This window comes from Actinoplanes sp. NPDC049548, from assembly GCF_040676695.1.
GTDB lineage: Bacteria > Actinomycetota > Actinomycetes > Mycobacteriales > Micromonosporaceae > Actinoplanes.
This window is the reverse complement of the sequence record NZ_JBFAPM010000014.1, coordinates 65,233-84,963: the sequence shown is the minus strand read 5'-3', so window position 1 is coordinate 84,963 and position 19,731 is coordinate 65,233. Positions and strand designations below refer to the sequence as shown.

Below are 19,731 nucleotides of genomic sequence, written 5' to 3'. Positions count from 1 at the left end.
GCCGAGGAAACGGCCCCTGACGGGCCGTGGCCGGGTCCGAGCGACTTGCGCCGGTCAGGAGTCGTCGGTGAGGCGGTGCCGGTTGGTCTCGATCCAGGCGTCGATCGCTTCCGGGTCGTTCGGGTCGACGCCCTCCGAGATCAGCTGTGCCACCGCCGCCGTCGCCGGGCTGCGTTTCTCGCCCGTCGCGTAGAGGCGGGCGAACTCGGGGATCATCTCCTCCACGACCGTGTCCGTCTGGTCGGTCGCGGCGTCCGGGAGGCCCTTCTTGCGCATCGCGTACGCCGACCAGGCCCGAGTGACCCTGGGCAGCATCGCCGCGTCGTCCATGTCGAGGACGGCGCGGCGGTGGACCCAGTCGAGCAGGAACAGGCCCGCTACCGCCGGGCTCCAGCGCAGCGGGTCCGTGTCGGGCAGGCTGGACGCGTGGTCCAGCAGCAGGCTCAGGCAGAAGTGCAGGGAGGCCAGCTCGTCGTCGGCGGAGACCTGGTCGAGGCCGAAGCGGGCCGCCTCCGGTGACGCGAGGAAGTCGCGCAGCAGGCGTTCGCGGTCGGGGCCGCTGAGCTCCGGCGGCTCGGCCAGCGGCGGCACCGTCGAGCGGGGGAGCAGGGCGAGGCGGGCTGTCGCCAGGGTGCGGTCGGTTGCCAGGTTGCCGTCCTGCGGCAGGTCGGTGAGGTCGTCGGTGAGCTCGAGGTGGCGGCTCACCTCGGTGCGCAGCCGGCCCGGGTCCTCCTCGCGGAACCAGGTCAGGTCGTCGTCCGTGCACATCTCGCGGACCTGCCCGAGGATCCGGTCCGCCGGTGCGCCGACGAAGATGTCCTTGGTGATGCCGATGTTGTGGTCCACGAGGGCGACGACCGCGTGCTCGGGGCCGCCGTCCTCGGGGTCGTCGTAGGCGAATGTGACCAGATAGGACGTCTGGTCGCCGTACACGTCGCCGTACGCGTAGCAGCCGGTGGGGTGAACCCGGCCGAGCTGGTCGACCCAGGGCGGGGCCTGGGCTCCACGGCGGACCTCGGCCGCGCCCTCGGCGTCCGGAACGAGCGCCGCGAACACCTGGCGGATCGTTGTCGCGGATGCGGTGCGACGGCGGGTGGTGGCGGTGAGGAACTGGCCGACGAACGCGCGGACCGCCGTCGCGCGGTCGTTCTCGGCTACCGAATACACGCTGCCGAGCAGGGCGGTGCCCAGCATCTCGGCGTCCAGGGCGCAGCTGAGCTTTGCCACGTCGCGGGCGGCGTGGAGGACCGCGTCGTACGGGTTCTGAGGTGCCGCCATGCCGCCGAGCCTACCGGTAGAGCACGCTCGGGGCCCTATTCCGATCGGACGACCGTGAGCGCTTCGCGCGCCTGGGCGTACGCGTTGAGCACCTCGCGCACCGGCGCCACGACGTACTCGCGACCGACCTCGGTGACCGATGCGCGCAGCCGCTGTTCGGCCCGCCGGCCCGCGCGCCGGGCACCCACGTTGACGATCGGGCGCAGCAGCACCGCCATCAGCAGCCCGAGGATCAGGCCGCCGAGCAGCAGCAACGTGGGCAGCGGCACCTCGCCGACCTTCGGGTTGTCGAACGCGGGCAGGCCGAGGGCGCGGACCGCGTACCCGGCTACGAGCCAGCCCAGGCCGGCAACCGCGGCGATCGTGAACAGCCACTGCAGCAGTCCCACGGCGGTCCACCAGAACGGCTTGCGGGCCATTCCGATGTCGGTCTTGGCGACGGCGCGGTCGAGCGCGTCGGGCAGGTCGCCGAGCCGGGACCGGGCGGCCGCGTTCAGCGCCGGCGCCCAGACCTCGGGGATCGGCGCGGCCGCGCGCGCGGCGACCGCCCGCACGGAGAGGCCGACCGCGGACTTCTGGGCGGCGTCCGGCTCCGGCAGCGAGGTACGCGACACGGGTACGAGCTCCTGCGACGCCTCCTCCGCGGCCGGCTTCTCCGACGAGATGTGCAGCCGCTTGAGCGGGTCGGGCCGCAGCTTGCGGGCGCCGCGCATCAGGGGCCAGCCGGTGCTCGCGATCGCGCGGTGCCGGTAGGCGCCCTCCGCGGCGGCGGCGACCGCGGGCACCCCCGCCGAGCCGGCGAGGGCGTCGCTGAGCTGGCGTACGGTCGCGCGGTCGACCTCGTCCTCGGCGGCGGGCGGCCCTATCGTGGCGGCGAGCTGCTCGGCGACCGTGTCCAGGTCGCCGGCGAGGCGGCGCAGTGCGGCCTGGCGTTCCGCGACCGTCTTCTCCAGCGCGGCCCGCAGCTCGTTCAGCATTCCCGGCTGCTTCGCCGAGGTCGCCATCGCCGGCACGCCGTTGAGGCCGTCCTCGTCGAGCAGTCGCTTGAGGTCGGTCAGCACGATGTCGGTGTCGGTGGGCGAGAGCCGGTCGGCCTGGTTGAGCACCACGATCGTGACGTCGGCGTGCGAGCGGAACTGCCGCAGGTACGCGTTGTGCAGGATGCGGTCGCCGTACTTCTGCGGGTCGACCACCCACACCACCTGGTCGACCAGGCCGAGCAGCCGGTCCACCTCGAGCCGGTGCCCGCGTTCGACGGAGTCGAAGTCGGGCAGGTCGAGCAGGACCAGCCCGCGCAGGGCGGCCTCGTCGTCGCCGTCGAGCGCGCTCTCCCGGATGAAGCGGTGCCGGGGCAGGACGCCGATCCAGTCGAGCAGCCGGTTGGCGGGCTCCAGCGGTCCCCACACGCAGGCGTGCGCGACCCCGGTCGTCGGCCGGCGCACCCCCACCGGCGAGAGCTTGAGCCGGGCCAGGGCGTTGAAGAGGCTGGACTTGCCGCTGCCGGTGCTGCCGGCCAGCGCGACGACCGTGTGGTCCTGCGACAGTGCGAGCCGGCTGCCCGCCCGCTCGACCAGCGTGTGGGCCGCGACCAGGTCGTTGTCCGGAAGGTACGGGTCGGTGACGCGCAGGAACCGTTGCAGCGCGTCCAGGCGCTCGGTGAGCTGCTCGGCGTCGACGCGGTCGTCGCCGGCCAGCGCGCGCTTGACCTTCTCGACCTTCTCGGCGAGGTTCATGTCGGCGTCCCGGTCAACGCGAGTTCCTTCCTGGCGCTCTCCACGTCGGCCGCGGCCTGCCGCAGGGTGGCCCCCGGCTCGAGCTCGAGCCCCACCGCGGCGGTGCGGTCCGTGTAGCGGGCCGCCTCCGCGTCGAGCAGCACGTTAACCCGGGACACCAGCTCCTCGCGCGCCCGGGCGGCGAGGGTACGGATCGCCTGGTCGCCGAAGATCGCCTCGAGCACCTTCTGCGCCGCCACCGTGGTGCCCGCGCCGACCGCGACCTCGGCGCCGGTGGGGATGAACGCGGTGGAGGTGAACACCGCGATCATCACGGCCAGCCCGATGCCGTTGACGGCGTACGCGGCACCGCGGGCGACGACGCGCTTGTCGGCGGCCTCGGTGCGGACCAGTTCGAGCACCCACTGCTGCCAGTCGCGGACCACGCGCTCGGCCCGCTGGGGCAGGTCGGGCGACGGCTTCTGCAGCGCCGGCTCCAGCAGCTCGAACCCGGCCGGGTGCGCCTGCCACGCCGAGTACGCGTTCTCGGCGGCGTCCGAGGCGACCCCGCGCAGCAGCGTGACCAGCTGGGACTCCAGCGCCGCCTGCAGGTTGCGCCCGGGCGCGGGGCGGCCGGTGACCGCGGCGACGAGCCGGTCCCGCAGCTGGCCGATCCGCGACTCGAGGGTCCGCAGGAACTCGCCGGTGCCGATGAACTCCTGCCAGCGCGCGAGCACCTCGCCGCGCAGCAGCCGGCCGTCCTGGAGGCCTTCCTCCATGGTCCGGCGGGCGTTGCGGTAGGCCAGCGTCACCCGCTCGTCGAGGGCCTTCGCGGCGACGGCCTGCTCGTCGGCGGCCGCGGCCAGCCCTTCGACGGCCGGTCCCAGCGCGGCGAGCGCGCCGTCGAGCGTCTGGCGCACCACCGTGGACCGGGCGTTGGCGTCGGCCGCGAGCTGCGCGAACCAGTCGTGCAGCTGCCGCGTGACGTCCTCGGACAGCAGACCCTGCCGGTCCAGTGTGGTCTCCGGCAGCACGAACAGCGGTGCCGCGCCCATGTCGTGCTCGGTGAGCATCTCCGCCAGGTGCGTGGAGATCTCCCCGGCAGCCTCCTCGGGCACGCGATCCAGGACCAGCGCGATCACCGTGCCGCGCAACCGGGCCGTTTTCAGCAGTTCCCACGGTACGGCGTCCGCATAGCGCGCCGCGGTGGTGACGAAGAGCCACAGGTCCGCCGCGGCGAGCAGTTGCGCCGCCAGTTGCCGGTTGCGGTCGACGACCGAGTCGATGTCGGGGGCGTCGAGGAAGGCGAGGCCGGGACCGAGCGCCGGCGCCGACACCAGCTGCAGCGTCTGCGGGTCGGAGCTGGACTCGGCCGTACGGGTGAGGCCGGGCAGCAGCTCACCCTTGCGGAACCATGAGGCGTCGGAGGGGTGGCTGACCAGCACCGGCGAGCGGGTGGTGGGGCGCAGCACGCCGGCGGTGCTGACGGGGGCGCGGACGAGGCTGTTGACCAGTGTGGACTTGCCCGCGCCGGTGGAGCCGCCGACGACCACGAGCAGCGGCGCGTCGAGCCGGGCCAGGCGGGGGAGCAGGTAGTCGTCGAGCTGTGACACCAGCGCGCTGCCGACCCGGCGGGCCTCGTCGGCCGAGGGCATGACCAGCGGGTACGTGGTCCCGCCGATCGTGGCGCGGAGCTGGGACAACGCCGTGGCGAGACGGCCGACGGCCGCGGGAGGCTCGGCCGGGGCGGCCGGCTCCGCGTCGGGGCTCGTCGGCTGGGCAGGGGCGGTGACCGCCGTGGGCCGGGCTGCGGGAGCGCTCTCCGGGGCGGGGCGGGGTCCGAGGTCGTCGAGCGTGGCCGGGCGGGCCTGGGTGGTGACGACGTTGCCGCTGGTGGAGGCGGCTGTCGGTGGCCATTCCGGCTTCGGCGGGGAGTCCTCGGCGTCCTGCTCCGGGGTCACCTCGTCGGTGTCGTCCTCCGCGGGGTCGGCGCCGTCCTCGGCCCGGCCGGCCGGATCGTCCTCCGCGGGCGCGTCGTCGGCGGTGGTCGCGTCGTTGGGCGCCTCGGTGGAGGTGGTCGCGTCGCCGGTCGGCTCGGCGTCGTCGGTCGGCTCGGTGGGGGTGGTCGCGTCGTCGGCCGGCTCGGTGGAGGTGGTGTCGGCTGAGGGCTCCGGGCCGGCGTTCGCCTCCGGGGCCGGGGGTGTCGGCGTGTCCGACGCCTCCGCGGGCTCGGAGGGCGCGGTAGTGCCTCGTTCCTCGGGTTCGCCTGTCTTTGCCATCGACTCCGGCTCGGGGGGTGTTGCGGTCGGGGAGGCTGTGGGCGTACCGGGGGATCCGGCGAACCTGGCCGGACCACCGTTGGTCTGGGGTTTTGTCAGCGGGGCGTCGGCTACGGCGGGCTTGGCCGACGGACCGACCGCGTCACCGTGCGTCGTCACGGGTAAAGCGTGCCCGATCTATGCATCGCAGACAACAGGTACCCCACCCGTCGTGACCGGACAGGAACCTTCGGCACGAGGGTTGCGCCGGGTTGACTCAACTTCCCCTTGCGGACTGGTGGACCCGTGGCATCATTGAGTCCGGTCCACTCAACTTGTGACCCGAAGCTTGCACTGAACACCTGGTTAGAAGCGAGGAAGCGAACATGGCACGAGCGGTCGGCATCGACCTCGGTACCACGAACTCCTGCGTCAGCGTTCTGGAAGGAGGCGAGCCCACCGTCGTCGCCAACGCGGAGGGTGCGCGGACGACCCCGTCCATCGTCGCCTTCGCGCGCAACGGCGAGGTGCTCGTGGGCGAGGTCGCCAAGCGTCAGGCGGTGACCAACCCCGACCGGACCATCCGTTCGGTCAAGCGCGAGGTCGGCACCAACTGGTCGATCGACATCGACGGCAAGAAGTACACCCCGCAGGAGATCTCCGCGCGGGTGCTCATGAAGCTCAAGCGGGACTCCGAGGCCTACCTCGGCGAGACCGTCACCGACGCGGTCATCACCGTCCCCGCCTACTTCAACGACGCCCAGCGGCAGGCCACCAAGGAGGCCGGCGAGATCGCGGGCTTCAACGTCCTGCGCATCGTCAACGAGCCCACCGCGGCCGCCCTGGCGTACGGCCTGGACAAGGGTTCCAAGGAGCAGACCGTCCTGGTCTTCGACCTGGGCGGCGGCACCTTCGACGTCTCCCTGCTGGAGCTCGGCGAGGGCGTCATCGAGGTCAAGTCGACCTCCGGTGACAACCACCTCGGCGGCGACGACTGGGACCAGCGGATCATCGACCACCTGGTCAAGACGTTCCGCGGCGAGCACGGCGTGGACCTGTCGCAGGACAAGATGGCCCTGCAGCGCCTCAAGGAGGCCGCCGAGAAGGCCAAGATCGAGCTGTCCGCGGCCACCACGACCAGCATCAACCTGCCCTACATCACCGCCGGCCCGTCCGGCCCGCTGCACCTCGACATGAGCCTGAGCCGCGCCGAGTTCCAGCGCATGACGCAGGACCTGCTGGACCGCTGCAAGGGCCCGTTCGAGCAGGCGATCAAGGACGCCGGCGTGAAGGTCGCCGACGTCGACCACGTCATCCTGGTCGGCGGTTCCACCCGCATGCCCGCCGTCACCGAGCTGGTCAAGTCGCTGACCGGCAAGGAGCCCAACAAGGGCGTGAACCCGGACGAGGTCGTCGCCGTCGGCGCCGCCCTGCAGGCCGGTGTGCTCAAGGGTGAGGTCAAGGACGTCCTGCTGCTCGACGTGACCCCGCTGTCGCTGGGCATCGAGACCAAGGGCGGCATCTTCACCAAGCTCATCGAGCGCAACACGACGATCCCGACCAAGCGCTCCGAGGTCTTCACCACGGCCGACGACAACCAGCCGTCCGTGCTGATCCAGGTCTTCCAGGGTGAGCGGGAGATCGCGGCCTACAACAAGAAGCTCGGCACCTTCGAGCTGACCGGCCTCCCGCCGGCGCCGCGCAACGTCCCGCAGATCGAGGTCACGTTCGACATCGACGCCAACGGCATCGTGAACGTGCACGCCAAGGACCTCGGCACCGGCAAGGAGCAGAAGATGACGATCACCGGCGGCTCCGCGCTGCCGAAGGACGACATCGAGCGCATGATGCGCGACGCTCAGGACCACGCCGACGAGGACAAGAAGCGCAAGGAGGACGCGGAGACGCGCAACCTCGCCGAGCAGCTTCAGTGGCAGACCGAGAAGTTCCTGGCGGAGAGCGGCGACAAGCTTCCCGAGGACTCCCGCAACCAGATCAGCGAGGCGCTGGGCGACCTGCGCGGCGCGCTGGGCGGCAGCGACATCGAGAAGATCAAGAACGCGCACGAGAAGCTCGCGACGGTGTCCCAGCAGGCCGGTTCCCTGCTCTACGCCCAGCAGCAGCAGGAGGGCGCGCAGGGTGCCCCCGGCCCCGACGGCACCCAGGACGCGCCCGGTGGCGCGGCCGGCGCGAGCTCCGGCCCGCAGGGTGGCGCTGACGACGTCGTCGACGCCGAGATCGTCGAGGACGACAAGAAGTGAGCCGGGCGGACGACGAGAACGACGGTCAGGCGACCGAGCGCGTCGTCATCCGCGACCGCCGCAAGATCGATGTGAAGGGTGAGGACACCACGGTGACCAACGAGGCCGAGGAGTCCAAGGAGTCCACGGGCGGCGCGCACCGCGCCCCCGAGGAACCCGAGGACGAGGTGACCCCCGCGAAGCCGGGCCTCGGCGCGGAGCTCGAGGCCCTGCGGACCGAGCTGGAGGAGCGCACCCGCGACCTGCAGCGGGTGACCGCGGAGTACGCCAACTACCGCAAGCGGGTCGACCGCGACCGCAGTACGGCGGCCGAGCACACGACGGGCACGGTGCTCACCGCGCTGCTGCCGGTGCTGGACGACGTCGACCGGGCCCGCGAGCACGGCGACCTGGTCGGCCCGTTCGCCACGGTGGCCGAGTCGCTGGGCGCGGTGGTCGGCAAGCTGGGCCTCGTGGCCTTCGGCGAGAAGGGCGACCCGTTCGACCCGACCCGCCACGAGGCGGTGGCCCACCTGACGTCGGCCGACGTCACGGAGCCGACCTGCGTCGAGGTCATGCGCCGCGGCTACACCCTGGGCGAGCGGCTGCTGCGGCCCGCGCTGGTCGCGGTCGCCGACCCCGCGTGACGATGTCCCGTCCCGCCCACCACCCGGTGGGCGGGACTCCCATCCGACCGCCCCACCCGCCACCCACAACAGGACTGAAGACTTGCATCCCTAGGAGGAGGTGGGCTGGATGAGTTCGAAGGACTGGCTGGAGAAGGACTTCTACGCCGTTCTCGGGGTGGGCAAGTCCGCCTCCGCCGATGACATCAAGAAGGCGTACCGGAAGCTCGCCCGGGAGAACCACCCGGACCACAACCCGGGTAACAAGGACGCCGAGGAGCGTTTCAAGGCCGCGTCCGAGGCGTACGACGTGCTCTCCGACGACCGGAAGCGCAAAGAGTACGACGAGATGCGCTCCCTGTTCGGCTCGGGCGCGTTCCGTCGTGGCGCCCGGGCCGGTGGCAGCGGCCAGTTCGACCCGTCCGACCTGTTCGGTGGGTTCAGCGGTGCCGCGGCCGGCGGAGGTGCCGGCGACCGGCGGTTCGGCGGGGCCGGCTTCTCGGACATCTTCAGCTCGATCTTCTCGGGCGGGGGTGCGGGACCGGGCGGACGCCGCGGACCGCAGCGCGGCCGGGACGTCGAGGCGGAGGTGACGCTCGACTTCGCGCACGCGGTGAAGGGCACGACGCTGCCGCTGACCCTGCGCTCGCCCGGTGTCTGCGACACGTGCCACGGCAACGGTGCCAAGCCCGGCACCGTGCCGCGGGCCTGTCCGCAGTGCCACGGCTCCGGTCTGATCTCCCGCAACCAGGGGTCGTTCAGCTTCTCCGAGCCGTGCCGGGAGTGCCAGGGTGCGGGCAGCATCGTCGACGAGAAGTGCCCGGAGTGCCGGGGCACCGGCGGGGTCACCAAGAACCGCACGATCAACGTCCGCTTCCCCGCCGGCGTCGCCGACGGTCAGCGGATCCGGCTGAGCGGCCGCGGCGAGCCCGGCGAGAAGGGCGGCCCGGCGGGTGACCTGTACGTGCAGGTCCGCGTACGCCCGGACGACCTGTTCGGCCGCAACGGCGACGACATCACCCTCACCGTGCCGATCAGCTTCGCGGAAGCGGTGCTCGGCACGGACCTCCGGGTGCCCACGTTGGACAGTCCCGTGACCCTGCGGGTTCCGCCGGGCACTCCGAGCGGCCGCAAGCTGCGGGCGCGCGGCAAGGGGGTCCAGCGCCGCGACGGCAAGGCGGGTGACCTGCTCGTCACCGTCGAGGTGCAGGTCCCGTCCGGGGTCTCGGACGAGGCCAGGGACGCCCTGGAGCGGTTCGCCAAGCTCACCCCCACGCCGGAACGTGGACGCATCGAGGCCCGGCTGCGCCGGGGATGATGAACCTTCGGGAGGTGGCACATGTATGAAGAGATCAGCATCTCGGTGGAGCAGGCCTCCGATGCGAAGGTTCTGATCATCTCCGTCGCCGCGAAGCTGGCCGGCATGCACCCGCAGACCCTGCGCCAGTACGACCGGCTCGGCCTGGTGCAGCCCGGCCGGGCCGGGGGCGGCGGGCGGCGCTACAGCGAGCGGGACGTCGCCCTGCTGCGGGAGGTGCAGCGGCTGAGCCAGGAGGACGGCGTCAACCTGGCCGGCATCAAGCGGATCATCGGGCTCGAGCAGCTGGTGGGCGAGCTCCAGGAACGGGTGGCCACGCTGGAGTCGCAGCTCGACGCGGCGTACCAGCGGATCGCCCAGCTCGAGTCCATGGGCGCGTACCCGGGACGTGACCTCGTCCGCCGCGAGGCGCCGTCGACCGCATTGGTGGTCTGGCGTCCTCGCCGGTCCGGCGACAAGTAGACGGCGTCGGCCGCCGTTGGCGTCAGCGGCGGCCGAACAGCGCGAGGCGGCGGGGGTGGCGCACCAGGCCGCCCTCGATCCAGTCCTCGTAGTCGAAGAGCTCGGGACGCGTCATCAGCACCCGGCAGTTGTGCGCCCAGATCGACATCGGCTCGTCACCGACCTCCTCGGCGCGCTCCACGTACTTCTTCAGCCGGCGCTTGCGCTGCGACGAGGCGTTCGGACGTACGCCGTCGGCGGCGTAGATGTACATGCAGTGCTGGGCGAAGCGGCGGGCCGGGCACTGCCGGTCCATCGCCAGCTCGAACAGGGTGGGGGCCAGGACGTCACCCGCGATGAGCAGGTCCCAGTCCGACGGCATGGAGTCGAGCGGCACGGCCTCGGGGTGGTACGCCCACGCCTGCAGCTCCTCCGGCCTCGGGTCGACCGGATTGGCGAATCCGAAGAACGTCGCCTCGCGCACGGTCACGATGCCGCCTCTACACGCTCGATCATCCGCCGTCCTCCTCCGGCAGAGGGGCCGCGGCTCCGACCGGAAGACCCTCACGTTCCGGCGTGTCGCTGGTCACCCTGTAACACCATGTTGTCGCGGCGACACGTTAGCGCGATCTCGCGCCCGGCGGAAGTGATGAAGTATCACTTTCAGATACTGGTCAGTAGCGATGAGCTGCGGGGACGGCCCGGTGGTCAGTCCACAGCCGGTAACACTTCGGCCGGACGGCGCAACGCGGTACGCCGCCGGACGATGTTCTTGAACCACGTGTAATCCGGCAGCCGCGCGAGCAGCGGGCCGCTCACCACGGTGATCAGCACGTACGCCGTCGCCAGCGGCGCCAGCTCCGGCTCCACGCCGGACGCGACGGCCAGCCCCGCGATGACGATCGAGAACTCGCCGCGGGGCATCAGGGCCAGCCCGGCGCGGATCTGACCCGGCAGGGCGATCCCGCTGCGCCGGGCACCGAAGACGCCGGTCAGCACCTTGGTGAGCATCGTGAGCACGGCGAGGGCGAACGCGGGCAGGAGCACCGGTGGCATCGCCGCCGGATCGGTCGAGAGGCCGAAGAAGACGAAGAAGACGGCCGCGAAGAGGTCCCGGAGCGGCGACAGCATCTGCACGGCGCTGTGCGCGAGCTCGCCGGAGAGGGCGATGCCCACGAGGAAGGCGCCCACCGCTGCGGACACCTTCAACTCCGCGGCGACGCCGGCCACGAACAGCGTCAGGCCCAGGACGCTCAGCAACAGCGCCTCGGCGTCCTTGACCGACATGAAGTTGGAGATGGCGTGCCCGTACCGGATCGCCACGACCAGCACCGCGACCACCGTGAGCACCGCGACCGCCAGGGCCTTCATGCCGCCGGCGAGCCCCACCCCGGCCAGCACCGCGGTGACCAGCGGCAGGTAGAAGGCCATCGCCAGGTCCTCGATGACCAGCACGGACAGGACCACCGGGGTCTCGCGGTTACCCAGCCGGCCGAGGTCGCCGAGCACCTTGGCGATCACGCCGGACGACGAGACCCAGGTGATGCCGGCCAGCACCAGCGCCGCCTCCCAGCCCCAGCCGAGCAGCAGCGCGAAGCCGGCCCCGGGCAGGGCGTTGAGCAGCGCGTCGACGACTCCGGCGGGGGCGGCCGAGCGCAGGTTGCCGACCAGCTCGCTCGCCGAGTACTCCAGCCCCAGCATGACCAGCAGCAGGATGACGCCGATCTCGGCGCCGATCTCGATGAACTCCTCGCTCGCGGAGAGCGGGACGAAGCCGCCGTGCCCGAACGCGAGCCCGGCGAGCAGGTAGAGCGGGATGGGGGAGAGCCCGATGCGGCGGCCGAGGCGGCCCAGCATGCCGAGCGCGAAGAGAAGCGCGCCGACCTCGATCAGAAGGATCGTCGTGCTGTGCACCGGCGCCTCAGTCGCCGTGGTCGCCGGCGAGGATGGCCGTCACGCCGTCCAGGCCCTGGCGGGTGCCGACGGCGACCACCACGTCGTTCGCCTCGAAGACGAACGACGGGCCGGGGGAGGCGATCACCTCACGGTCACGCAGGACCGCCACGATCGAGGCGCTCGTGCGGGTGCGGGCCCGGGTGTCACCCAGGGGGCGGCCGACGAAGGGGGAGCCGGCCGGCAGGGCGACCTGCTCGGTGAGCAGGCCCGCCGCCTGCTGGCGCAGGCCCGAGAGCTGGCCGAGCATGAGCGACGCGCCGAGGACGTCGGCCAGCGCCTCCGCCTCGTCGTCGGTCAGCGGTATCGAGGCCAGGCAGGCGTCGGGGTCGTCCACGTCGTAGAGCACCAGGTCGCGACGGCCGCTGCGGTGCGAGACCACGCCGACCGTACGCCCGGACGAAGTGACCAGGTCATGGCGGACGCCGATGCCCGGAAGTGGAGTCTGCTCAACCCGTACGCGCACGCGTACCACCGTAGCCGGTACCGGGGCGGACGACGGTCAGCAGGAGCAGGCCCGCCGCGCAGAGAACGGCGCAGATCACGTACGCGTACCGGAAGCCGAAGTGCTGCGCGACCCCGAACAGCGGCCCGGCAAGCATCGCGCCCAGCGGGAACGAGTTCGTGAACAGCGTCGTGGCCCGCCCGGGATGCCCCGGCAGCATGTTCTGCATGTACGTGATGCCGAGTCCGGACACCGCCGCGATGAACAGCGCGTTGAGGATCTGCGCGACGAAGAGCACCCACACGCCGGACGAGATCGCCGCCAGCGCGTAGTAGCCGACCCCGCAGGCCGCCCCGGCGAAGAGCAGCAGGCGAAGGGGCAGCCGGGTGGACAGCGCGCCGAGCCCCAGCATCAAGGGGATCTCCAGGGCCGCGCAGAGCCCGAGGACCAGGCCCGCGTCGGAGACGTCGCCGTGCAGGTCGGTGCGGATGAACAGCGGCAACGCCTGGACGGCCAGGGTCAGCGGCGTCTGCATGAGCGTGAACGCGGCGGCCGTGAGCAGCAGTGTCCACCGAGCGAGGTCCGGCGTGTCGGAGATCTCCGTCTCCGCCGTCTCTGCCGCCGGTGCCTCGACCTCGCCGAGCCAGCCGATGCCGACGAGGGCCGCGAGCGCGTACATGAGGGCGGCTGTGCCGTAGACCCAGCCGAAGCCGCCGGCGTGGAGGAGGAACGCGGCCAGTGGCGGTCCGGCGACCCACGCCAGCGAGAAAACGGTCCGCAGGGCGCTGATGCCCATCGCGGCCCGGTCCGGCGCGTCGCGCTCGAGCACCTGACGGGCGTACGCGAAGGACTGCGGGAAGAGTGAGTTGGCGACGGCGATCGCGGTGACGGTGAGGCCGAGCAGGATCCAGTAGTCCCGCACGAACGCGGTCAGCGCGCATCCGACCATGCCGGCCGCGGCGCCGCCGATGAGCAGGGCCCGGCGGATCGGGCGCCGGTCCGACAGGCGCCCGATGAGGGTGGAGCCGAGGACGCCGGACAGTGGGGCGAGCACGAGGAAGACAGTCACCTGGAGCGGGCCGGCGTCGACCTCCGTGCTCAGGAACAGCGACAGGAACGGCCCGACGAGCGCGGTGGAGATGCCGACCCCGAGGAAGATGAGGCCCAGCGGGAGGAGCGCACGAGTGAGCTGCGGCGTACGCCGCGCGGTTGCCAGGGCCATATGTCTGACGTTACGGCGGGCTCTGGTTACCGGCATCTCTTTAACGGCGTTGGACTCGTCACCCTAGAGTTGAGTGGAATACGCTCAAGTCTCAGATTGCTGAACCACCCGGATGCTGCATCTCTTGGAAGATCCGATCAGGGGAGCTCATGAACGCCGAACGCCTTACCACCAAGAGCCGTGACGTCATCACGGGTGCCGTGGCCGACGCCAACCAGCGCGGTCACGCCACCGTCGAGCCGTGGCACCTGCTGCTCTCACTGCTCGACACCGGTGGCTCCACAGCCCCGGCGTTGCTGCGAGCGGTCGGTGCCAATCCCGCCGATGTGCGGCGCGCCGCCGTACGCGCGGTCGAGCAGCAGCCTTCCGCGCGCGGCTCGAGCACCGCGGAGCCCAGCCTCTCCCGCGAGTTCGTCAACGCCATCGGCGAGGCCGAGCTGATCGCCAAGCCGCTCGGCGACGAGTACGTCTCCACCGAGCACCTGCTCGCCGGCATCGCCCGGGTCGGCGGCTCGGTCGGCAAGGCCCTGCGCGACGTCGGTGCCACCGAGGAGACGCTCGTTGCCGCCTTCCCGTCGGTGCGCGGGGGCGAGCGCCGCGTCACGAACCAGGACCCCGAGCAGACCTACAAGGCGCTGGAGAAGTACAGCGTCGACCTGACCGCCCAGGCGCGCGAGGGCAAGATCGACCCGGTCATCGGGCGGGACGCCGAGATCCGCCGGGTCGTGCAGGTGCTCTCCCGGCGTACCAAGAACAACCCGGTGCTGATCGGCGAGCCCGGCGTCGGCAAGACCGCGATCGTCGAGGGCCTGGCGCAGCGCATCGTCGCGGGCGACGTGCCCGAGACGCTGCGCGACAAGAAGCTGGTCTCGCTCGACCTCGGCGCGATGGTCGCCGGCGCGCAGTACCGCGGCCAGTTCGAGGAGCGCCTCAAGAGCGTCCTCGAGGAGATCCGCAACTCCAACGGCCAGGTCGTCACGTTCCTCGACGAGCTGCACACCGTCGTCGGCGCCGGCAAGGGCGAGGGCTCGATGGACGCCGGCAACATGCTCAAGCCGATGCTGGCCCGCGGCGAGCTGCGGATGGTCGGCGCGACCACCCTCGACGAGTATCGCGAGCACATCGAGAAGGACCCGGCCCTGGAGCGCCGCTTCCAGCCGGTCGTCGTCGGTGAGCCCACCGTCGAGGACACCATCGGCATCCTCCGCGGCCTCAAGGGCCGGTACGAGGCCCACCACCGGGTCCAGATCACCGACGCGGCCCTGGTCGCCGCGGCGGCGCTGTCCGACCGGTACATCAGCGACCGGTTCCTGCCGGACAAGGCCATCGACCTGATCGACGAGGCCGCCTCCCGGCTGCGGATGGAGATCGACTCGCGCCCGGTGGAGCTGGACCAGCTGCAGCGGCAGGTCGACCGGATGCGGGTCGAGAAGCTGGCGCTGGAGAAGGAGACCGACCCGGCGTCGGTCGCCCGGCTGGAGCGGCTCGAACGCGACCTCGCCGACCGCGAGGAGGAGCTGACCGCCCTCAACGCCCGATGGGAGCGCGAGCGTGGCGGCCTGAACCGCGTCGGCGAGCTCAAGAAGAAGCTGGACGAGACGCACGCCGAGCTCGAGCGGGCGCAGCGCGAGGCCGACTGGGAGAAGGCGTCCCGCCTGCAGTACCAGGAGATCCCGGCGCTGGAACGGGAGATGGAGAGCGCGGCGGCGGCCGAGGACGAGAAGACCGAGCCGCCGATGGTCAAGGAGGAGGTCGGCGCCGACGACATCGCCGAGGTCATCGCCTCGTGGACCGGCATCCCGGCCGGCCGGATGATGGAGGGCGAGACCGCCAAGCTGCTGCGCATGGAGGAGTCGCTGCAGGCCAAGGTGGTCGGCCAGACCGAGGCGGTCGCGGCCGTCGCGGGAGCCGTACGCCGGGCCCGCGCCGGTGTCGCCGACCCGGACCGCCCCACCGGCAGCTTCCTGTTCCTCGGCCCCACCGGCGTCGGCAAGACCGAGCTGGCCAAGGCCCTCGCGGGCTTCCTCTTCGACGACGAACGCGCCATGGTCCGCATCGACATGAGCGAGTACGGCGAGAAGCACTCCGTCGCCCGTCTCGTCGGCGCCCCGCCCGGGTACGTCGGCTACGAGGAGGGCGGCCAGCTGACCGAGGCGGTCCGCCGGCGGCCGTACAGCGTGGTGCTGCTGGACGAGGTGGAGAAGGCGCACCCGGACGTCTTCGACGTGCTGCTGCAGGTCCTGGACGACGGGCGGCTCACCGACGGGCAGGGCCGCACGGTCGACTTCCGCAACGCCATCCTCGTGCTCACCTCGAACCTCGGTTCGTCGGTCATCTCCGACTTCACCCTGGGCGAGGAGGAGCGCCGGGAGGAGGTCATGGCGACCGTACGCGCGCACTTCAAGCCGGAGTTCCTCAACCGCCTCGACGACATCGTGGTGTTCCACGCGCTGACCGCGCAGGACCTCGCGGCCATCGTCGACATCCAGCTGGGCCGGCTGCGGCACCGGCTGGCCGACCGGCGGCTCAGCCTGGACGTCACCGAGGCGGCGGTGCAGTGGCTGGGCGAGCACGGGTACGACCCGATCTACGGTGCCCGGCCGCTGCGCCGGCTGGTGCAGTCCGCGATCGGGGACTCACTGGCCAAGGCGCTGCTCGCCGGCGAGATCGTGGACGGCGACACGGTCCTGGTCGACCTGGGCGACAACAAGGACGGGCTGCGCGTCGCCCGAGCCTGAGCACAGCAGAAGGGGCCCCGAGGAGTTTTCCTCGAGGCCCCTTCTTTTCGTCTCAGCTCGCCTCCGCCTCCCGCTGCCGGTAGGCGTGGGTCATGAGAATGTCCGTGAAGGCGTGCTCGCCCTCGTCGGACCAGATCCTGATCCCGTCGCGGTGGAGCTGGTACCGGACGTCTTCGTAGCGGGTGCTCGTGTCGTCATGGTGAACGACGGTCAGGGTGTCTGCATGGGGCATGGGACTCACCGGTCCTTAACGGGTCTGGGGCGGCCGCGGTGTGGACACGCGGCCGGCGCAATCGGGAAGGGGCCCTGATCCGGTCTGCCTCGGCCCCGGCGATCAGTGAGCGGGGGCGGCGACTCGGTCGGGCACAGGGCGGCGCCGAGGGATTCTCTTGCCTGCGGCGCGCCACGAGATGGAAGTGTATGGGTCGGGATCGACTTCTGTCGCCCCCTCGAACGAGCGACCTATTTCATCCGATTTCGTGCCACGTCGGGCGATGTTGCCATAGTTGTGGACCTTGTGTCAGCCGGTCCCCGGTTCTGGCCGCCGCCCGATACCGTGAGTGGATCTAGGAGGGAGCGCCGCATGCATCCGGCAGCACCGGCACCGAGCTCACGTCCCACGGTCGTCACCGTCTCGTCGTACTTGCTGTATCTCACCGCCGCCGCGTCGGTCGTCGCGTCGCTGCTGTCGCTGACCACCGTCTCCACGATCTCCGACGTCTACAAGGACCTGTACGCGAACACCGCGAGCAGCGGCATGGAAAGCATCATGGTCGCCGCCATCGTGGTGGGCGTCGTGATCAACGTCCTGGTCGCGGCCGGTCTGGTGATCCTGGCCATCTTCAACAACCGCGGGCGCCAGGGCTCCCGCGTCACCACCTGGGTGATCGGCGGCATCTTCCTGTGCTGCAGTGGCTTCGGCCTGCTCGGCAACGCCGCCACCAGCGGCATGAACCTCGACTCGGGCACCAACGCGGGCCCGAGCGCCCGCGAGGTCGAGGACCGGCTCTCCGCCGAGCTGCCCTCCTGGTACGGGCCGATCACGACGACGCTCAGCATCCTGCTGGTGCTGGCGATCCTGGCGGCGCTGATCCTGCTCATGCTGCCGCCGGCGAACGCGTACTTCCGCAAGCCGCAGCCGACGTGGGACCCGTCCATGCCGTACCCGTACCCGGGGCAGCCCGGTTATCAGCAGCCGGGATACCCGCCGCCCGGATATCCGCAGGCGGGATATCCGCAGCCCGGTTATCCGCAGCCGGGGTATCCGCAGCAGCAGCAGCCGCCCTACTCGGCTCCCGGGGCGTTCCCGGCGTACCCGGGAACCCAGCCGGACGCCACGCCGCCGCCCACCACACCGCCGGGACCTGCGCAGGACGCTCCGCACACGGGCAGCGTGCCCGCGACGGATCCCTGGAGCGCGCCCTCTCCCGGCCCGTCGTCGCCGACGCCGGACCAGGGTTCCGACCGGAACCCGCCGCCCGATCAGCCGGGCCGGGCACCGACCGATCCGGCCTGACACCCCACCCCTCGCGCGCCGCCGGGTAAGCCCGGCGGCGCGTCACGCGTCCAGGTAGGTTCGTCCGCAACGGATCACCCGGGAGACCACCATGTCGTACGCAGTGCAGCACCCGGCGGCGGCCGCACCGGCACCCGCCGCGACGCCCCGCCGGCCGGTGTCGGTCGGGATCGCGTCGGTCCTGCTGATCGTCATGGCGGTGGTGGGTCTGGCGTACGCGGTGGCCACGCTGGCGATCGCCCCCGGCACGGTCGACCGCTTCCGCGCCGCGGCCGGCGACAGCCCCGACGTCGACGGCTCGGTCACCGTGCTGTGGATCGGTGCTGCGCTGGGCGCGGTGCTCGCAGTGATCCTCTTCGCCCTGTACGTGGTGCTGGCCCTGGGGCTGCGCCGGGGCAGCAACGGCATCCGCATCGCCACGCTGGTCGTCTGCGTGCTCGGACTGCTCGCCGGTTGTGCGTCGACGCTGACCATGGCGGTGCAGCGCGGTGGCGAGTCGGCGCCGGGGTCGGTGGGGGCGGCGCTGGCGGACGCTTACCCGGGGTCGTGGATCGCTCTGAACATCGGTCTGGGTCTGGCGCAGATGGCCGGGTATGTGCTGGTGGGGTCGGTGCTGCTGGCCGCGCCCCGGTCGTTCTTCGGCCGGGCGCCGAAGCCGGCGCCGCCGGACCCGTTCGCGGCGCCGCAGAATGCGGTGGCGCCCGGTTGGGGCGCTGCTGGTGCCTACGGGACGCCGGGTGGGTATCCGGCGGGTGGTTATGGCGCGACGGGGTCCTATGGGGCTCCTCAGGGTGGTTACCCGGCGCAGCAGGTGTATGGGGCTCCGTATCCGAGCGTGCCGGCGCCGATGGCGCAGTACCCGGCTGGGCCGGCGCCGATGGCGGCGAATCCGGACGAGCCCAGCCCATGGGCGCGGCCTCGGCCCACGACACCGACCGCCCCGCAGCCGTCGCCCGTTCCTGCCCCGCCGCATGCTTCTGCCCCCGCGGAGCCGCATCCCGCTCCTGCTACGCAGTCGCCCGCTGCCGCTGCCGCCTCCGGCGATTCGCCGGCGGCCGCTTCCGCCGAGTCGCCGGCGGCCGCTCCTGCCGAGCTGCCTCCGGCCGGGGACGGCCGGCTGTCCCGGGATCCGGACCGCGACTGATTTCTGACACCGGACGGGCTGCCGGGGTGCTTCGCCGCATCCCACGACGGGGGCTTCCTGCCGTATCCGTCCAGCTCCCGGGGTAGACGACATCGACGGTTGTGCGTCACCCGAACGGGTAGCGTTGTGCGACGAGGGTCTGTTCGACGGCGCTGTCCGGACGGGCTTTCCCCATGGATGGTCAGAAGTGTCGAGGTGACATCGGTGTCAGTGCGTACTCGTTCGATGACCGTCGTTGTCTCAGACGTCGGGAACGGGCCCGGGCAAAGGGGGTTTGAGCTGCGTCTATGCGCCTTTCGGCGGTGCCGGGGGCGGTGATTCAGTTAACAATGTGTCCTGTAACGTGGATGTTTAGGCGAGGGTCAATAGTTCCTTTCCGCCCCGCCAGGGCAGAACGTTCCAGTTTCCGGGCAGCCAGTACGCTCGATGTCATGGAAGCCCACCACGACCTGCGTAAATTCATCACTGAATTGCCCGTCGCGCAGCGTTGTGCCGTGCTTTCATCGGGTCGTGAAGTCGACTGTGACGCGCGACTCCGTCGTGTGACGGTGCAGGACACGGCGGGGCCGGCGAACGGGCGGACGCCGGGCGGTGGCCGTACTGATCGCGACATCGAAATGTGGGGCGACTCACTCCAGGGGCGGGGATCGAGGAGCTCGATGGCGATGGGCAGCGACCAGAAGGCGACTGAGGCGTTGCAGGAGGCAGAGACCGAAGTCGGTGTCGTGGGAATGGTGGATCGGGGTACGGACGCTGCCGCGCGGGGTGCCGGCCAGACGTACCGATCGGCCTACCGTGCGATCGACTTCGGCCTTACGGCCTGAAAGTCAGCCGGTTCGT

General features: G+C 71.5%; 16 protein-coding genes. 8 read left to right on the top strand and 8 right to left on the bottom strand.

The genetic code is table 11. The annotated features are described in order from the left end of the window. Positions 1–54: 54 nt before the first annotated feature. The 3 genes from AB0J80_RS25845 to AB0J80_RS25835 are packed head-to-tail and all read right to left on the bottom strand — an operon-like array spanning position 55 to position 5,269. Positions 55–1,278 carry a hypothetical protein gene (locus tag AB0J80_RS25845; RefSeq protein WP_364709622.1) on the bottom strand — a complete coding sequence of 408 codons (1,224 nt, stop codon included), beginning with the start codon at positions 1,276–1,278 and terminating at the stop codon, positions 55–57. Positions 1,279–1,313: 35 nt separating this feature from the next. Further along, on the bottom strand, positions 1,314–3,011 hold the full coding sequence (locus AB0J80_RS25840; protein ID WP_364709619.1) for a GTPase: 1,698 nt from the start codon (positions 3,009–3,011) through the stop codon (positions 1,314–1,316). Further along, a complete protein-coding gene (locus AB0J80_RS25835) occupies positions 3,008–5,269 on the bottom strand; it encodes a dynamin family protein (RefSeq protein WP_364709616.1) in 2,262 nt (753 codons plus the stop codon). Before AB0J80_RS25835 ends, AB0J80_RS25840 begins: the two co-directional genes overlap by 4 nt. 365 nt (positions 5,270–5,634) lie before the next feature. Here AB0J80_RS25835 and dnaK point away from each other — a divergent pair, with 365 nt between their 5' ends. The 4 genes from dnaK to AB0J80_RS25815 all read left to right on the top strand — a co-directional run bounded on the left by dnaK (position 5,635) and on the right by AB0J80_RS25815 (position 9,894). Beyond that, a complete protein-coding gene (gene dnaK, locus AB0J80_RS25830; RefSeq protein WP_364709613.1) occupies positions 5,635–7,509 on the top strand; it encodes a molecular chaperone DnaK in 1,875 nt (624 codons plus the stop codon). Next, positions 7,506–8,135, top strand: coding sequence for a nucleotide exchange factor GrpE (gene grpE, locus AB0J80_RS25825; RefSeq protein WP_364709610.1), 630 nt, complete (start codon positions 7,506–7,508; stop codon positions 8,133–8,135). The genes dnaK and grpE overlap by 4 nt, the downstream gene beginning before the upstream one ends. Before the next feature lie 109 nt (positions 8,136–8,244). Next, positions 8,245–9,432: a molecular chaperone DnaJ gene (gene dnaJ / locus AB0J80_RS25820; protein ID WP_364709608.1), complete on the top strand. Its 1,188-nt coding sequence runs from the start codon at positions 8,245–8,247 to the stop codon at positions 9,430–9,432. Between the two features lie 21 nt (positions 9,433–9,453). After that, positions 9,454–9,894, top strand: a complete 441-nt coding sequence (locus tag AB0J80_RS25815) for a MerR family transcriptional regulator (protein WP_364709606.1) — start codon at positions 9,454–9,456, stop codon at positions 9,892–9,894. Positions 9,895–9,916: 22 nt separating this feature from the next. Here AB0J80_RS25815 and AB0J80_RS25810 read toward each other — a convergent pair whose 3' ends face one another. The 4 genes from AB0J80_RS25810 to AB0J80_RS25795 form a co-directional block, all read right to left on the bottom strand. Beyond that, entirely contained in the window at positions 9,917–10,363 is a 447-nt protein-coding gene (locus AB0J80_RS25810; RefSeq protein WP_364709603.1) for a hypothetical protein, read from the bottom strand. 218 nt (positions 10,364–10,581) lie between these two features. Continuing rightward, on the bottom strand, positions 10,582–11,787 hold the full coding sequence (locus AB0J80_RS25805) for a cation:proton antiporter (RefSeq protein ID WP_364709601.1): 1,206 nt from the start codon (positions 11,785–11,787) through the stop codon (positions 10,582–10,584). Positions 11,788–11,794: 7 nt separating this feature from the next. Next, complete coding sequence (locus tag AB0J80_RS25800) at positions 11,795–12,292, bottom strand: cation:proton antiporter regulatory subunit (protein WP_364709599.1); 498 nt, start codon at positions 12,290–12,292, stop codon at positions 11,795–11,797. Next, positions 12,276–13,493: a sugar efflux transporter gene (locus AB0J80_RS25795; RefSeq protein WP_364709596.1), complete on the bottom strand. Its 1,218-nt coding sequence runs from the start codon at positions 13,491–13,493 to the stop codon at positions 12,276–12,278. The genes AB0J80_RS25800 and AB0J80_RS25795 overlap by 17 nt, the downstream gene beginning before the upstream one ends. A 149-nt stretch (positions 13,494–13,642) precedes the next feature. Between AB0J80_RS25795 and clpB the strand changes: the two genes are divergently transcribed. Continuing rightward, positions 13,643–16,231, top strand: coding sequence for an ATP-dependent chaperone ClpB (gene clpB, locus AB0J80_RS25790; protein WP_364709594.1), 2,589 nt, complete (start codon positions 13,643–13,645; stop codon positions 16,229–16,231). Between the two features lie 52 nt (positions 16,232–16,283). On the opposite strand, the gene AB0J80_RS25785 is transcribed toward clpB, so the two are convergent. After that, positions 16,284–16,463, bottom strand: coding sequence for a hypothetical protein (locus AB0J80_RS25785; RefSeq protein ID WP_364709591.1), 180 nt, complete (start codon positions 16,461–16,463; stop codon positions 16,284–16,286). Positions 16,464–16,814: 351 nt separating this feature from the next. On the opposite strand from AB0J80_RS25785, the gene AB0J80_RS25780 reads away from it, so the two are divergent. From AB0J80_RS25780 to AB0J80_RS25770, 3 genes are all read left to right on the top strand, one after another. After that, positions 16,815–17,747, top strand: a complete 933-nt coding sequence (locus AB0J80_RS25780) for a hypothetical protein (RefSeq protein ID WP_364709589.1) — start codon at positions 16,815–16,817, stop codon at positions 17,745–17,747. A gap of 91 nt (positions 17,748–17,838) precedes the next feature. Then, positions 17,839–18,891: a hypothetical protein gene (locus AB0J80_RS25775; protein WP_364709586.1), complete on the top strand. Its 1,053-nt coding sequence runs from the start codon at positions 17,839–17,841 to the stop codon at positions 18,889–18,891. A 431-nt stretch (positions 18,892–19,322) separates the two neighbouring features. Beyond that, positions 19,323–19,715, top strand: coding sequence for a hypothetical protein (locus AB0J80_RS25770; protein WP_364709583.1), 393 nt, complete (start codon positions 19,323–19,325; stop codon positions 19,713–19,715). Positions 19,716–19,731 lie beyond the last annotated feature (16 nt).